Origin of the sequence: Streptomyces sp. NPDC091282 (assembly GCF_044757385.1) — a bacterium.
GTDB lineage: Bacteria > Actinomycetota > Actinomycetes > Streptomycetales > Streptomycetaceae > Streptomyces > Streptomyces gramineus.
In genome coordinates, this window is the sequence record NZ_JBIVUX010000017.1 from 14105 (window position 1) to 30665 (window position 16561).

Annotated in this window: 4 protein-coding genes; 1 reads left to right on the forward strand and 3 read right to left on the reverse strand. The window is 72.8% G+C overall.

The features are described 5' to 3' along the window. The first annotated feature begins 26 nt into the window (after window positions 1-26). On the forward strand, window positions 27-14402 hold the full coding sequence (locus ACIQOE_RS41115; RefSeq protein ID WP_401417189.1) for a hypothetical protein: 14376 nt from the start codon (window positions 27-29) through the stop codon (window positions 14400-14402). Between the two features lie 63 nt (window positions 14403-14465). Here the strand turns inward: ACIQOE_RS41115 and ACIQOE_RS41120 are convergent, their stop codons facing one another. From ACIQOE_RS41120 to ACIQOE_RS41130, 3 genes are all read right to left on the reverse strand, one after another. After that, window positions 14466-15434, reverse strand: a complete 969-nt coding sequence (locus ACIQOE_RS41120) for a recombinase family protein (RefSeq protein ID WP_401417190.1) — start codon at window positions 15432-15434, stop codon at window positions 14466-14468. Continuing rightward, a complete protein-coding gene (locus ACIQOE_RS41125; protein ID WP_401417191.1) occupies window positions 15427-15783 on the reverse strand; it encodes a hypothetical protein in 357 nt (118 codons plus the stop codon). Before ACIQOE_RS41125 ends, ACIQOE_RS41120 begins: the two co-directional genes overlap by 8 nt. A gap of 325 nt (window positions 15784-16108) precedes the next feature. Then, the gene (locus tag ACIQOE_RS41130) at window positions 16109-16546 is read right to left on the reverse strand and encodes a hypothetical protein (RefSeq protein WP_401417192.1); all 438 of its coding nucleotides are present in this window, start codon (window positions 16544-16546) and stop codon (window positions 16109-16111) included. Window positions 16547-16561 lie beyond the last annotated feature (15 nt).

A 16561-nucleotide genomic window follows, 5' to 3' on the forward strand; every position in this document is an offset into this window, starting at 1 on the left:
GGAGTTCGTGGCACGGGGAGAAGCGCATGGGGGATGAAGTCGCGACGGCGGACACGGAAGCGGGCACCGCGCCCGAGACAGTTCCGCCCGCCTCACCTGGCCCGCTGCCGCTTCCCGAAGGGGCGGAGCCGGTAGCGGCGGTGACGGGCTATCACGCCCTGATCAAGGGCGGCGCGGTCACCGTGTACGGCCCGGACGGCGCCGAGATCGCCTCCGCGCGCCGTGCCAGCGGGTACGGCAGTGCCATCGCGGGCCGGGTCGGTGACACGCGGCTGGTCGCCGACGGGATCGGAGACGGGCGGCTGACGACGTTCGCGGAGCTGGCCGCCCGTCATCACCGGGCCGTGGCCGACCCGGGCGCCCGTGACCGGGTGTGGGTGCGGTGGGAGGAAGACGGCGTCGCCGCGGTGTTCGGCACCGAAAAGAACGACGAGGACGACCGGCGGGCCGCGAAGGCCGGGAACCTGTACTGGTCGGGGCAGCGGCAGGCGTGGGCGACAGGCAGACCGTGGAAGCCGGAAACCCGTGACCGCAACCTCGCCGCGGTACTGAAGGCGTTCGCCCGGCAGGACCGCAACCTCGTGGTGCTGGGGCCTGGCCAGACGCTGGAGGATCTGCCCACCTCGCCAACACCGGCCGCCGTCCCGGCGCAGCAGGCCCCGCCGGCGGCCGCCCCGCCCGTCACCACGCCGGAGCCCGCGCCGGAGCCGGAGCCAGAGCCGGAGGACTTGACCGGTCTCTCGTACGAGGACCTGGTGGCGGCGGAGGACGTCGCCGATACGGAGCGGTCGCGGCGGTGGACCAGCGGCGCCGATGCGGCAGAGGTCCGGTACCAGCGCCTGCGCCGGGAGCGCGGCGGGCGGCTGCTGGACCGGGTGGCGACGGCGGCGCCGGTCACCGAGCTGGACGACGAGGAGCTGGCCGCCGAGAGCGAGTGGTGGAAGGAGACGATCCACAAGACGCCGTTCCACTCGGCCGACGAGAGCTACCGGACGCTGGAGCGGCGCCGCAACGAGGTGACCGTCGAACAGAACGGCCGCATCGCCCGGGCCCTCATGGCGGGCCCGGCGGCCGCCGACCTGGACGATGAGGCGCTGGAGAGCGCCTTCGAGCGGATCGGCCCCTCGTGGACCCGCCTGCCCGGCGGCACCGAGCTGAACGAGCAGGTCACCGCCTACCGCAAGAGCCTCCAGGACGAACGGGTTGCCCGGCGGGCGCGGTCCTACGGCGAGCGGACGCCGGTCGGCGAGATGACGCTGGAAGAACTGATCGCCGAGAGCGCCGACCTGGGCTCGCACCTGGCGGCCCGCAACGAGCAGTCCGCCTACTCCTACAGCGAGGCGGTCAAGGACGCCCGCGCGGCGCGACTGCGGGTCGTGGACGACGAGTGGGACCGGCGGGGTCTGGAGCAGAACCCGGACGCCGCCCGCGCGGTCATGGGCGACAGCATCGGCGGCAAGCGGCAGGTGCTGATCGACGGCTCGGAGCGTTCCTGCGCCTATGGCTACGTGGAGCGCCACGGGAAGAAGTTCCGGGCGCTGGCCGGTTGGGACGAGCGCAGCAGCGTCGGGGACTTCGACTCCGGGCCTGCGGCGATGGCCGCGCTGGTGCGGCGCTACGACCAGGACCCGGAGACGCTGCCGCGGCGCACCTGGGGCAACACCCGGGAGGTGGACCTGCCGAGCAGTTCCTACGATCCGCTGGTGTCGTGGCTGCGTCGCAGGCCCTCGGAGCTGTCCCGCGAGTACGACCGGGTGCTCGACCTGCTCACCCCGTACGAGAAGCCGACGCAGACGAAGGTGATCAACCCGCTCACGAACCAGGTGATGCGGGCCTACCCCTTCTACTTCGAGGAGGGCCTGCTCGGGGAGCTGGCGCGGATCGCGGAGCGGACAACGGAGGACCTGCGCGAGCAGTCCCTCAACGAGCAGCTGCCCAAGCGGGAGCGGGAGGCGGCCAAGCGGCGCATCCCGGCGATGGGCGCCGCGCTCATCGGCATCAACGCGGTGATCGAGCAGGTACGTGCCGCCGGCGGCGACGTGGAGCGGCGCGGTGTGGATCAGGGACGGCTGGCGGCGCAGATGGCGGCGCTGGCCGGTACCGTCGACGAACGAGAGGGAGGCGAGAGCGATGGCGGCGAACAGCCAGTACGTGACGCTGCTGCGGCGGCACTGGGAGGAGTTCCGGCCTCGGGAGCTGGCGGCGATGGAGGACCCGGAGCGGTTCTTCCGGACGCTGGGAACGCAGATGAGCGAGGCAATCGCCGTGGCGGAGGAGGACCTGGAGGAGAGCCTGGAGCCGGAGACGGAGTACCAGGCCCGGGTCGGGCAGATGGCGCAGATCTCGGCGACGGCGCGGGAGCAGGTCCTGCGCGAGATGCTGCCGCCGCCGGAGGACGCGGAGGACCAGGCGGCGCCGCTGAGTCCGGAAGCGGTGGAGCTGGCGGCGATCCGCAGGGAGCTGGAGAACCTGTAGCGATCCGGCGGTTCCGTCCTGACCCGGCGGACCTGCCGCGCGGCCCGATGGCCCGGGCTGAGGCGAACCTCGCAGCGATCAAGGTGCTGCGGACGCTGGAGCGCGAGAACCGCGGCACCACCGTCGGTGAGGCGCGGACCCTGGCCCGCTGGTCGGGGTGGGGCTCGGTGCCGACCGTGTTCCTCGACGAGCCGGACCCCGACGAGCCGATCTACGGGCCCGGCGGGGACCGTGAGGGCGGCTTCGAGACGGATCACGCCACCTGGGAGTCGTACTCCCGGGTGCGCGGGGAACTGCGGGACCTGCTGGACCCCTTCGAGTGGCGGGCGGCATCCCGGGCCGTGCTGTCGGCCCACTACACCCCGCAGTCCGTCGCCGAGTCGATGTGGCAGGGCCTGGCCGCGTACGGCTTCGACGGCGGGGAGGTACTGGAGGCCGGGTGCGGCTCCGGCGCGTTCTTCGGGGTCGCCCCGGCGGCCGCGCGGCTGACCGGTGTTGAGCTGGACCCGACCACCGCGGCGATTGCCGGGCGGATCTACCCGCACGCCAACGTACTGGCGGAGTCGTTCACCGACACCGACGTGCCCCTCGGCACCTTCGACGCGGTGATCGGCAACGTCCCCTTCGCGCAGGCCCCGTTCGGGGAGCGGCGCTACCGGGCGGGCGGCCACTCCCTGCACAACGGGTTCATCATCAAGCAGCTCGCGCTGCTGCGGCCGGGCGCCTACATGACGGTGATCACCTCGCGGTGGACGCTGGACGGCGAGGATGCCGCCGCTCGCCGCGACATGTCCCGCTGGGGCGACTTGGCGGCCGCCTACCGGCTGCCCAAGGGCACCTTCGGGGAGACCGCCGACACCGACGTCGTCGCCGACGTGCTCGTGTTCCGGCGCCGCGCTGAGGGCGAGGAACCGCGCGACCTGGGCTGGATCGAGGCGCCGGAGCGGGAGCTGGGCGGCCACACCGTGGGGGTGAACGCCTACTTCACCGAGCACCCCGAGCACGTGCTGGGGCGCCTCACAGCGGAGATGGGCCCGTACGGGCCGCGGGTGACCGTGCAGGGCGACCCCGGGGAGGCGCCCCGGCTGCTGCGGGAGCGGATGGAGGCCACCGCCGCCGCGGCGGTCGCCGACGGCCTGGGCTACGTCCATCACGAGGACTGGCCCCACCGGGAGCCCCTGCTCCTCCAGACCGCCCGGCTCAAGCACGCCACCGACTTCACCGGCCGTCTCTACAGCGACGACAACGGCGCGATCTGGCAGCACGTCAACGGCGCGGACCCGGTCCGGGTCATCACGGCGGACGGCGTCTCGGGCACCAATCAGCTGCGGACGCTGCTGGCGCTGCGTGACGTCGCCGGCGAACTGCAAGAGCTGGACCGCACCGGCCAGGACCCGGACCGGGCGCGCGAGGTCCGCGACCAGCTCGCCCGGCTGCACGCCTCCTACACCGCCAAGCACGGCCCGCTCTCACGCCCCCGGCAGACCCGGCTGGCGCTGCCGGGCGAGGAAGCGGCGGCCGCCGCCCGCGCGGCCGGCGTCGAACTCGACGGCGAGGACCGGCTCCCCACCGGCTGGGGTTGGTTCCGCCAGGACCCGCACGCCGCCGTCGTCCTGGGCCTAGAGCACTGGGACCGGGCGAACGACCGGGCGGTCAACTCCGAGGTCCTGACCCGACGTCCGGGCGCCCGGCGCGGCGACCTGGAGCCCACCGACGACCCGAAGACGGCGCTGACGGCCGTGATGGGCGCCACCGGCCGCGTGGACCTGCCGCTGATCGCCTCACTGCTGGGCACCACCGCAGACGAGGCCCGCGCACGGCTGGGCACCGAGGTCTTCGACAACCCAATCACCAAGAAGCTGGAGCACGCCGGGGCGTACCTGTCGGGGGCGGTGCGCGAGAAGCTGGAACGAGCGCGCGAGGCGGCCACCACCGATCCGAAGTACGCGGTGAACGTCGCCGCCCTGGAAGTGGTGCAGCCGCCGCCGAAGCGGCTGGGGCAGTTCACCGCCCAGCTCGGCGCCCACTGGATTCCCGCGCCGCTGGTGCAGGGCTTCCTGCGCGAGTACCTCGGCGACCCGACCCTCCAGGTCAGCCACAACGAGCGCTACGGCTGGTCGCTGGCCGCGGGGAAGGTGCCCGACGCGATCAACGCGCTGAAGGGCACCGAGCGGCGCTCGGCGGTGCACATCGCCAAGGCCCTGCTCGGGCGGGCGTCGATGGTCGTCAACCGGCTCGACGGCGACGGCGTCGACGAGGACGCCACCCGCGCCATGCGGTACAAGGCGGAGGCGATGCGCTCCGCGTTCGAGGAGTTCTGCACCGCGAGCACCCAGCGGGTCACCCTGCTGACCGACGCCTACAACCGGCAGATGAACGGGCATGTCGTCCGCAGCTACGACAGCCTCGCCCCGACCCTGGAGGGCTTCACCACCGAGCGGACTCCGCACCCGTGGCAGCTGAGCGGCGCCGCGCGGATGCAGTTCGAGCGGGGCGTGATCCTGGCGCACGAGATGGGCCTGGGAAAGACCACCACGATGGTCATGGGCTCGCAGGCCCTCAAGGCCTCCGGGCAGATCGGCAAGCCGTTCGCCGTCGTCCAGCCGGGCCTGGGCAGGCAGTGGCTCGATGAGGCCAAGCTGCTCTACCCCAACGCCGACATCCGCCTCATCACCTCCGACGACCTCGCCGACGACAACCGGCGGCCGGTCCTGGAGTGGCTGCGCGCCAACTCCCCCGACCTGGTCATCTTCACCGAGGGCGCGTTCGGGTCGATCCGCATGAGCCCTGAGCGCCAGGAATTGTTCATCTTCCGCGAGCTGGAATCGCTCAAGGAACAGCTGGAGCGCGAACGGGGCATCCCGCACAACGCGTTCGCCCTCATGAAGCTGGAACAGCGCCTCGCCACGGTGGAGGCCCGCATCCGGCGCAACGACGCCCCGATGCGCACCCCCGGGGAGGTGTACTGGGACGACCTGGGGTTCGACTACGTCATGGTCGACGAGGCCCACCGCTTCACCGCCCTGGGATTCCGCTCGAAGGAGGCCGGGGGCAGCAGCGCGAGCATCCGCGCGGTCGACCTCTACCAGAAGGTCGACTGGCACCACCAGGTCGCCGAGGCCGACGGGGGCCGCCCCACCGTCACCCTCGGCACCGGCACACCGATGGAGAACTCCATCGCCGAGCAGTACGACTGTCTGGAGCTGGCGACGCCGTGGCTGCTGGACCAGTTCGGGGTCCACGGCCCGGATCTGTGGGCGGAGACCTACGGGCAGAAGGTCCAGCGCATCGAGATGGCCCCCGACGGCAGCGGCCTGACGATCGTGGAACGGTTCTCCCGGTTCATCTCCAAGCAGACGATGAAAACGATGTGGGGGCTGGCCACCGACACCAAGACCGGTGACGAGGTCGGCATCGAACGGCCCCAGATCGCTGGCGGCGCCCCCCAGCTGGTGCTGGTGGAGCCGACCGCCGACCAGCGGACCCGGCTCCAATCCCTGGTCGTGCGGGGGCAGGCAATCCACGCCGGAGACGTCAGCCGCGACGAGGACAACATGCTGGCCGTCTCCGGCGAGGGCCGCGCAGTCGCCCTCGACCCCCGGCTGGTGGACGCCGACGCGCCCGCGGGCAACAAGCTCGCCCAGGCCGCCGACATCATCGCCGCCGGCTACCACGCCCATAAGAACGACATCCACCTCGACTCCGACACCCCCGGCGGCCTGTTCTTCGTCTTCGCCAACTCCGGCACCCCCGGCGGTCAGAACAAGGGCGACTTCAACCTCTACGGCGAGCTGCGTGATCTGCTCGCCGCCCGCGCCGTCCCCCGGGACATGGTCCAGTTCGCGCAGGACCACCGGACCCCGGAACGGAAGGCCGAGATGACCCGGGCCGCCAACAACGGCGGCATCGCGGTCCTCATGGGCTCCAGCGAAGTCCTCGGCACCGGCTTCAACGGGCAGAGCCGGGCCTACGCCCTGATGCACCTGGATCAGGACTGGACCCCGGCCATGATGATGCAGCGCAACGCCCGCGCCCTGCGACCGGGCAACCAGTACGAGGAGGTGAGCATCTACTTCCTGGCCACCAAGGGCAGCATGGACGCCTGGCAGGTCGGGCTGCTCACCTCGAAGGCCGAAGGGCTGCGCGACATCCAGCGCCCGCCCGGCGTCGGTGACGACGACGGCGACAGTGTCGAAGAGATCGGCGCGAGCGACTGGGACTACGCCACGATGGCCGCCGAGATCGGCGGCAACCCCTACATGCGGCAGTTCATGGAAGCCAAGATGCATCTCCAGGGTCTGGAGGCCGACCGCCGCAACGCGGCCGCCGACCGGGTGCGCCAGATGGAACTGCTGGGCACCAAGGAAGGCGAACTCGCCGGTACCCGGGCGGCCATCGCGGCCCGCGAGAAGGCCCTGCCGAAGATCACCGAGACGATCCGCGGTGACGCCTTCCGCATCCGTATCGGCGGCCGCGAGTTCGAGAAGTTCGGCGAGGCCGCCCCGATCCTGCGCCAGGTCGTCACCGAGGCCGTGCGCGCCCACCAGCGCGAGGGCATCGGCCCGTGGAAGAAGCTGGGCACCTTCGGCGGCCTCGACTTCGCCGTCCAGCCGGAGGTCGCCTACGGCAGCGGCGAGGTCCGCGCGTACGTCGGCTTCCCCGAGCTGCGGCACAGCGAGTCGCGGTGCTCGGTGGAGGACCTGGTCAAGGGCAACATCGGCGCCACCATGCTGGGCCGCCTGGCCACCGCCCTCGAAAAGGCGGAGGACCACCAGCTGATGGACCGTGAGCGCCTTCCCGGCCTGGAGAAGGAGGTGGCGGTGCTGACGGCCCAGCAGGAAGCGGTGAACTTCGGGCCCGCCATCGAGCACGCACGGCGCCGGGTCGAGCTGCTCGACGGGATCGTCGGCGCGATCACCGAGCGGGACAAGATCCCCGAGCTGACCGAGTCCATGCTCGACCCGAAGAAGCACGCCACCGAGAACAGCCGCAAGAAGGCCCTCCAGGAGAACACGGAGAAGCGGGCACCCCACCAGGCCAACGTGGATGCGGCGGCCGCACAGCTGGCCGCATTCGACGCGGAGAACCCCGCCCCCGAGCCCGTGGTGCTCGTCAACACCTTCACGGAGGACAACGACACCGACGAGGCCTTCGAACAGTGGCGGGAGCGGCAGCGGATCATCGTCCAGCAGAACCGGGAAGCCGGGCTGGGCGCCCCGACCCCCGAGACCGAGCCCGCCCCCGCACCCGAGGACGGCGCTGGCGACACGGCGGCCGCCGAGCCCACCAGCAGCCCCGAGGAGAGCACCGAGGACCCGGCGCAGGCGGCGGAGCCAGAGGGCGAGAGCACCGGGGAACCGGCGGAGGAGACCGGCGAGCCGTCCGGCGACGCGTACGGGACGGCCGACCTGTACGACGAGTTCGGCCTCGCGCGGCCCGAACGCGTCCCGGCCCCGGCACCACAGGACGAACCCGAATCCGAAGCGGAGGAAGACGAGTCCGCCGGAGTTCCAGAGGGGCAGATGAGCGTGGAAGAGGTGGACACCGAACCCGCGCCCGCCGCCGTCCCGCAGGCCCCGCCGGCCGATGCCGAGCAGCAGCCGGAGAACCCGGCCCCGCCGGAGACGGCGGCCGCGGCGGCCGCCTCGCAGGACCCGCACGACGTCGACCGCGAGGCACTCCAGGGCGGCAACCGGATCACGATCGTCGTGAGCGGCAGGAGCGTCGAATGGGACGGGGAGGCCTGGGGGGTGCCCGTACCGGCCCAGGTCACCGTCACCGGCACGGTCTACCCCGGGTACCGCGACTACCGCCAGAACACCACGCTGCTCGACGCCGTGATCGTCGACGAGTCCGGGAGGCAGCTGGGCGCCCCGGAGAGCGTCTACATCCGGCAGCTGCCCGCGCGGGCGCAGCTCATCCCGGCCGAACACCGTGACGACCTGCGGCCGGAGCCCCGCACGGTGGCGCAGATCCGCCTGGGCGATCTCATCGCCGACGGCGGCACGCGGGGCGAGGCGGTCACCGAGCTGCGGTTCGGCAACAACCGCCGAGGCAGCGTCATGGGGTTCTCGACCCGCGACGTGGCCAAGGGCTCCCCCAACGGCTTCGCCCTGGACTTCACGGACGAGGTCCAGGTCGTACCCCGCGAGCGGCGGGCACCGCAGGACGTCGCCGACGTCTTCGGCCGCCACAGCAGCCGCAACCAGGTCGCACTGGAGACCCGGCGGGCCTTCGAACTGCACGCCGCGGTTACAGAGGTCACCGCCCGCGTCTGGCCGGACGGCGCCGGACCGCAGACCGAGATCCAGGAACTCAGCAGCGCGATCGGGGCGATCGACGCCGCCCCCAAGGGCGTGGACGCCTACCGGGCCAACGCCGCGGCGATGGAGGCCGCCGACGCTGCTGCGGCCGTGCTGTTCGCGGCCACCGACGACGACATGCTCAACAACTACGTCGGCCTGCCGCTGCACCGGCTGCGTCAGCACCTGGACGTCCTGGCCCAGCGGCTGCACGCGGATGTCGCCTACCTGACCGAGCGGGCGGCCGCCGCGCCGGCGGCGGCGAACACGGACACCGCCGACGAGCCCGCCCCGGCCGCCCCCGAGGAACAGGGCGCGCAGGACCAGCCGACCGACACCCAGGAAGGGGACGACGTGGCCTCCCAGGGCACGGGCGAGGTGGAACCGCTCGGTCAGCTCGGGTTGTTCGGCGATCCGACGGAGAGCCCGGCGGAGACGAAGACGGACACCGGCAGCGGGGCCGTCCCCGCTGATGAACCGCCCGCCCAGTCGGGGACGACCGAGGGCGGGCGAGAGGCACAGCTCCGGTCGGCGCTCATCGAGGGCGAGACGCTCACCCCCGTGTCGTTCACCGACCGGCGCGAACCGGCGGCGGGTTGGGTCCTGACGACGGCGGCCGGGCATGCGTTCCGACTGCGCCCGGTGACGTACTCCGGCCCTGATGAGGACCAGTGGGAGGCCGGGCACGACGTTGACGGCTCCTACTGGTGGAACGCGAACCTGGAGGACCGGCCCCTTGAGGCCGTGCTGGCGCGGGTCCGCGAGGACACCGCGACCCGTACCCGGTTCGAGTCCCTGTGGGCCCAGTACGGGCACCTGACGATGCAGCCCCCGCAGTTCGGGACGACCGCAGACCGCGTTGAACTTGAAGAGGGCGTGGCCCTGGTTCGCCGGTTCGGCCGCGTCGGCCTCATCGCGTCGTGCCGGTGGGGCTGGGAGCACCTGACCGACCCGGACGGCGCGCAGGGCCACACCGGTGAGGACTGGTCCCGCAAGGGCCCGGACAATCGCCGGTACGTCGCCGAGTGGAAGGTCTGGCACTCGGCCCAGGAAGCCATTCCGGCCGCACGGCTACGCGTCGTGTCCCGGCTCACGGACGACATGGCCGACACCCCGGACGCGTACTGCGACGCGTCGGCGCCGTACGTCGGCAAGTGCAGCGCCAAGAGGTCCGGGGCCCGGTACACGGTCGCCGTCGACGATGACCAGGGCAATGAGCTTGGCTGCTACACCGTGTGCGCGCGGTGCCTGTCTCACCGGCTCCTGGACGACGAGGACGGACTGTTCGGCTACCGCGACGTTGAGAGCCTGGCGGGCACCCTGGCCAAGGGTGATCCGAAGGTGGTCGACCTGCACTGGAACAATTGGTCCGACCGCGCCGCGGAGCTTGCCGGGCAGATGCTGTCGACCGCTCTGGATGCCGGAGAGACCGCCCCGTGGCCCGCTCAGGCTCTGACGAGCCAGCTTCTCACCGAGGCGTGCGAAGCCGGTGACGACCGCGCCAGGCGTGAAGCGCGGGCGGCGGTGAAGGCGACGGGCGGGAACGCGACGGCACAGAAGCGCGCGGCGGATGAGGCGTTCGCCGACCGCCAGGACCGGGCCGCGCTGGTCGCCCGGCGCGGCGCGACCCCGACGGAAGCGGCAGCCGAGTCCGACCGCATGACTGCCGCAATCCTCGGGCTCGCCGGCTGGGGGACGGCGGACGGCGACGCGGCGCCGGAGCCTGCTGAGGGGGCGGCACCCCAGGCCGTCGACGTCGACGCGCTGACCGTCAGCCCGCGGGTCCTCAACGGGGAACCGTCCTCGTACCAGTTCACCGTCACCGGCCCCGGGCTGACCGTCGGCGAGTACCACATCTCCCACGACGCCCAGGGCAGGGGCGCCCGGGGAATCATGTGGCAGGCCTGGTGGCACGGTGTCGAGCCGTCGGGCCGGTGGGACGTGATCAGCATCGGTTCCGGCGAGGGCGAGAGCACGGCCCTGGCGGCCGTCGCCGAACATGCGGCCAGCGCTGGCGGGGACGTCGCCGCCGGGTTCAACGTCGCCCGCCGCATGCACTACGACGCCGGACTGTGGCTGCTGCCGGAAGTCGGGGAGTCGGAGGCGATCCAGTACCACCCTGACGGCTCGTGGACGATCACCGCCGAGACCGGCGCCCCGTACACAGTCCGCCGGGAGTGGCGAGGCCGCACCGCCTCCGGTGACCTGGCGCCGCTCCTGATCGAGGACCAGGCGGGGACCCTGGTCGCGTCCTGCACCGCCGTCGACAGCTACATGTCCGCATGGGCGCCGATGCTCGACCGCCTCCGCCTCCACGCCACGGCGGTCGCTGACGGGGTGCAGCACGCGACGGCCGTTACCCTCGGCGGCCCGACCCAGGAGTGGGTTGAGGCGTGGTGTGTGTGCAGCTGGACCGAGCGCGCCGACGTCGCCGGGTACGCCGACCGCCTCCCCGCCGGCGAGGCAATGGCCCTGGCGCACCGTCAGGAGATGTCAGCGGCGGCTGAGGCACCGGCCGCCGCTGAACTGCCGGAACTCGACGTGGTGCTCCTGGACGTGGACGTGCCGCCGCTCGACCCCGCCGAGCCGTACGACACCGACGAGGAAGTGCAGGCGGACATCGGGCGCCTGGGCGAGGCGTTCGCACGGTGGGACGCCCTGCCCACGGTCCAGCGCTACTACGAGGCCGACCGGCAGCAGCGTCCCGACGGCACCGGGACCCCGACCAACCCCGTCGCGCAGCTGGCGGCGGCGTACCGGGACGCCGTGCAGTCCCTGCGCGACGGCCCGGCGGGCTCGCCGGACGACCTGGTGCGTCAGGTCCACACGGTGGCGGTCTGGAGCGACGCCCTGGAGCCCGTGGTCGACGAGGACCTGCGCGGTCCACTGAGAGAGGTGCGGGCGGCCGCGACCCTGCTGGCCTCCCGTTCGCAGGCGACGGTGGAGGCCTTCGAGACGGAGCTGGCCGCCCTCTCCGAGTACCCCGCAGAGGAGACGGTCGCCGAAACGGCGCCTGCCGAACAGGTCCCCGTGGCCGTCGACGACGATCGGCAGGCCCCGGAGGACACCACCGAACCGGGCCCCGACGAACCGGTTGCCGATGCCGGTCCTGCGGAGCCGACCACGACGGCCCCCGATACGGACGGCATCACGGACGACGAGCCGGAGCCGGAAGAAACCCCGGAGCCGCCGGCCGCCGCGGCGGACAGCGATCCGGAGCCGGACCGCGCGCCGGACCCCCGGGAACCCGCAGACGCGGTCCCGGATGAGGGGATGCACGAGGCACGGCGCGGAGCGGCGTTCCTCGAGCAGGACCGCCCCCGGCCGACGGATGGCGATCAGCAGACACCGGAGCCCGACACGGCGGCCGCACCGCAGCAGCCGGACCCGGCCCCGGCCAACGAGGCCGCCCCCGGTGACGAGACGGCGCGAGACGCTTCGGAGGAACCGACCATGACCACCCCGCCGACCCCGCAGACCGACGCGCCGCCGCCGGACGAGCAGATCACCGAGGAGCCGCCCGCACCCCAGCGCTACGTCGACACCGTCACCCTCGCCGGGGACCCGGGCTACCGGATGCGCCTGTCCGGGCTGGACGGTCAGCCGGTCGACTCCGGAGACGTGCTGCGGGGCGACCTCGTCATCGCCACGCTCCACCCGGGCCCCGAGGGGGGATGGTTCGCCCGGCTGGACGCCGAGCCTCTACCCAATGACGTCACGTACCTGGCCGACGCACCGCAGGACGCCGCGACCCAAGCGGCGGTCATGCACTCCGCGTTCACCGGCGCTCCGTACGGTCCGGCGCCCGGGGCGGCCGTCGGCGACGAGACCCGTCAGCGGGTGGACGTGCTGCGGGCCGACCTGCGCGACGCCGCCGTACGGCACCGCGACGCGGTGACCGGTGCAGCCACCCGGGCCTACCCCGACCTCGGGCAGAACGAGCACTTCCAGGCGCTGGTCGGCCACCTCGACGGCCTGGCGGCCGCGGTCTCCGACGCCCACGGATCGCAGCAGATGACGCAGCACCTCAACGGCGTCCAGGGAGCCGTCAACGCCTGGGGCGGCGCACTGCCGAACGACCCCGGGCACCCGGAGCGCCGTCAGCTGGCCTTCCCGCTGGCCCATCTGCTGTACGACGCCCGGCGCATGCAGGACCAGGTGCAGGCCACGCTCGCCGCGATGCAGGCAGAGCGGGAGACCGCCCGGGCCGAAGAGGCTGCGGCCGCCGTCGCACTCAACGAGAGCTACCTCGCCGACTACCGGGCCGGGCGCCCGCCCCGCGACGAGGCGGCCGCTGCGGCCTACCGCGAGTGGCAGCAGCTGGACGCGGAGGACCAGCAAGAGGCCCTCGACGCGCGGGGCGAGGAGGACGGGCGCCGGTCGGCCGACGCCGACGAGAAGACCGCCGCGGCGACGGACGCCGGGCCCCGGCAGGAAGGGACAGAGTCCCAGAGTCCCGAAGTCCCGGACTCACAGACCACGGACACCGTTCGCGAGGCATCTCCAGCCGCCCCAGCAGGGACGACGGCGGACGCACCGGCCCCGGAGGATGCGGAGGGCGTCGCAGCTCCCGAGGACGGTGGTCCGGCTACCGACGCCGCCGTCGACGCCGTTCGCCAGGCGCTGGAAGACGCTCTGCGGGCCACCGAGCAGCCGGAGCCCGCCGCGCCGGAGCCCGGTGAACTGCCGTTGTGGACCGGCCCGGAGGCCTCGCCCGCCGACACCACGGCGCCGAAGCCTGCGGCCGGTCCGATGGACGTCCGTGCCGAGTTCCAGGCGGTGCTGGACGCCTGGGACGAACACGTGCCTTCGGTGAACGGCACGGCTCAGGACCTGGTCGCCGACCTCGACGCCGACCTCGCCACGTTGCAGCGGGCGTTCGCTGAGGCGGTCACCCCGCCCGCGCCGGCGGAACCGCCCGCCCCTGCGGCTCCGGCGGCCAGCACCACGGAAGGGGCGGCGGCCGCGCACGTCCCGCAGCAGGCATCGGACGTCAACTCCGCACTTCAGCAGGCCGATACGCACGGCGCCGCGCTCCAGAACCTCCCGGAGTGGCAGAAGATCCAGACGGTGCGCGGTGCGGTCGGTCACCTGTTCCGCGTCATGCGGGAGCGGGCCGGGGAGCACTTCGAGCGCCTGATGGGGGACAACCGCGTCGGCGAGTTCTTCCGCAAGGTCTCGATCAACGCTTGCGAGAAGGTTGCCGGGTGGGCGCAGGCGGGGGCCGACCGGCTCCGGCGCCGGGGCGAGGAGAAGGGGACGGACGCTGCGGCCGCCGATGCGCTGCGGGACGTCGCCGATGCCGCCTCCGCCTACAGCTCCCCCGGCGGCGGCCGTGGCGGGACGCCGCCGGCGGCGCGGGGGACCGCGTCCACCACGGTGGACATCCCGGAGATGCGGCAGCTCGGGGCGGCGCTGTCCCGGCCTCTCCCTGGCGCCAGGGACGGGCGCGGTACGCGCGTCTCCACGGCGGCCGCGCGGGGCAAGTCGACTACGCGCGGCGCAGTGAAGAAGCCGGGTGGCTCCGGGACGAAGAAGGCGGGCGGCTCTGCGGAGCAGGCGGGGCACCTGCGCCGTGGCGGTGCCGACCCGCAGCAGCAGAACCCCAAGCCGTCCCAGCGGTAGGACACGAACAAGGGCCCGGACTGCCGAGTCGGCGGTCCGGGCCCTGGTGTTGCCGGTCAGCGCCTACGCTGACAGGGCCGTCCCAGCGGTCATCCCCCGTGCTGCTGGGGCGGCTTGGACGCGTTCGGCGTACACCCGGTAGGCCTTGCGCCCGGCCGGGGACGCCCCGTCGGCGGCGAGTGCGGCGCACGCCTCCAGGGCCGCCCGGTGGACACCGAGCGGTGCGGCCACCCGCAGCGAGTAGCCCTGGCCCCGGCGGATGGTCCGGCCGCCGCTCAGCGCGTCCCGGAGCGCGACATCGTCCGCGTTCTGCAGGTGCTCGACGAGCAGGCCGGGCACGTCGACGCTCACGACCGGGTCCACGGCCGCGGGGACCTCCGGCTCTGGGCTCTCCTCGCCGTCCAGCTCCCCCAGCAGCTCCCCGAGGTCGGCGGGCACCTCGCGCGCTCCCACCGAGTCCAGTGCACGCCGGATCGTCTTGGGGTCGACGCCGTGCTGCCGGGCCAGCGCCTTCACCGCCGCCCCCTCCTTCTTGTAGGCCTTCACCACGGCGGCCGCCGTGCCCTCGTCGAACGCGGCCGGGCGACCGAGCACCTTGCCGGAGGCCTCGGCGCCGGCCACGCCCTCCTTGGTGTTCTCCGAGATCAGGTCCCGCTGGAACTCCAGCACCGCGGCGAGCACCTGGATCATCATCTTGGTGCCGGAGTCGTCGGCCGCGAGGTCGATGCCGGAGAGCAGACCCGATTCCACGCGCAGGTGCAGGCCCCGCCGGATGAGGACGGGCCGCAGCGCGAGGACGTCCGCGACGGAGCGGAACAGGCGGGCGGCGTCCGCGATCCGGATCGTGTCGCCCACGGCGGCCTCTTCGAGCAGCTGCTTGAAGCCGGGCCGTTCCAGGGACAGGACCCGGGTGGACGTCGCCGGGTCCTCGTACACAGGGGCGCCGCCGTCGATGAGCTTGCTGAGCGCATGCCGCTGACGGGCGTTGGTCTGCTTGTCCGTGCTGTGGCGCAGGTACAGCCGGTCAGTCACGGCCGTCCGCCTCGCCCTGGTGGTCGCGGTGCCACGCCCGTGCGATCAGAAGGGCCCGCCGGGCGGTGGTGGTCCCCCAGGTCGGCCGTTCGGTGGTGTCGTCCTGCGGCTGGAGTTCGACTCCGCCGTCCACCTCGTTGGCACCTTCCAGCATCCGGGCCTCCGACGACAGGAAGTCCGCAACCTCGGAGTGGAAGGCGCCGCTCGCCGCCCTGATGCCATCGACGGCGGCCCGGATCTCGGCAACCTCCTTCCGTACGCGCGTGACCCGCTGCTCGTACCGGACCCGATCCGCGTCGGTGTAGGGGATCTCGTTTTCCTGCCAGTCGACCTGCTTGAGCAGCGCCATCGGATGCCTCTTCCATGTTGGTCGTGGACCGGCGCCAGAATGGCCCCAGTTGCTCTACACGCCACCCTAGGGAGGCGAAAAGGGGAGGCGCAACTACGGATTGGAATCCATTGGACAGAGGCCCGGTTTTCACCCTTTTGCGCGCCTTGCCGCATTGGATTGGCTAGGGGAGGCGGAAACGACCGTTTCCGCCCCCCCATCGGAATGGAACTCCCGCCCTCCCGCCGTTGTGTCGACGCAACGGCGGGGGCGACGGGCAGGGTTGGCGTTGCGTCGACACAACGAAGGCCGCCGGGGCGTCCGGCGGCCTTCGACGGGAGAGGGGTCAGGATGCGGCGGCGGTCTCCTTGGCGGCCGCCGCGGCGGGAGCGCCGATCTGGGCGAGGGCGGCGCCGTAGGTGTCGGTCCGCCACCGCCAGGTGGTCCCCTCGTACATGGCGCGCACCACCAGCGGCTGCCCCTCGCCGGCGGCCCGGAGGCGTGCCGCCTCCAGTGCCGAGATGAGTTCCAGGTGGAACTGGGCGGGAAGAACGGGGCGCGTGGTCGCGCCGTTCACCACGCCGGAGAAACGGGCCGATGCTGGCTCGGGACCGCTGTCGACGAGCGGCACCCACCCGTCGCCGTCCGGGGAGCCCGGGAGCTGAGCCACCAAGCGCGGCCGCGGCTTTCCGACGAGCCGCAGGTGGCGCAGGTCGTCCGCGCGGAGCAGTCCGTACATCTCGCCGTCGTCAGTCAGATTCGTCGCTACCCACACATCGGACATGCCCCGTCCTAACTC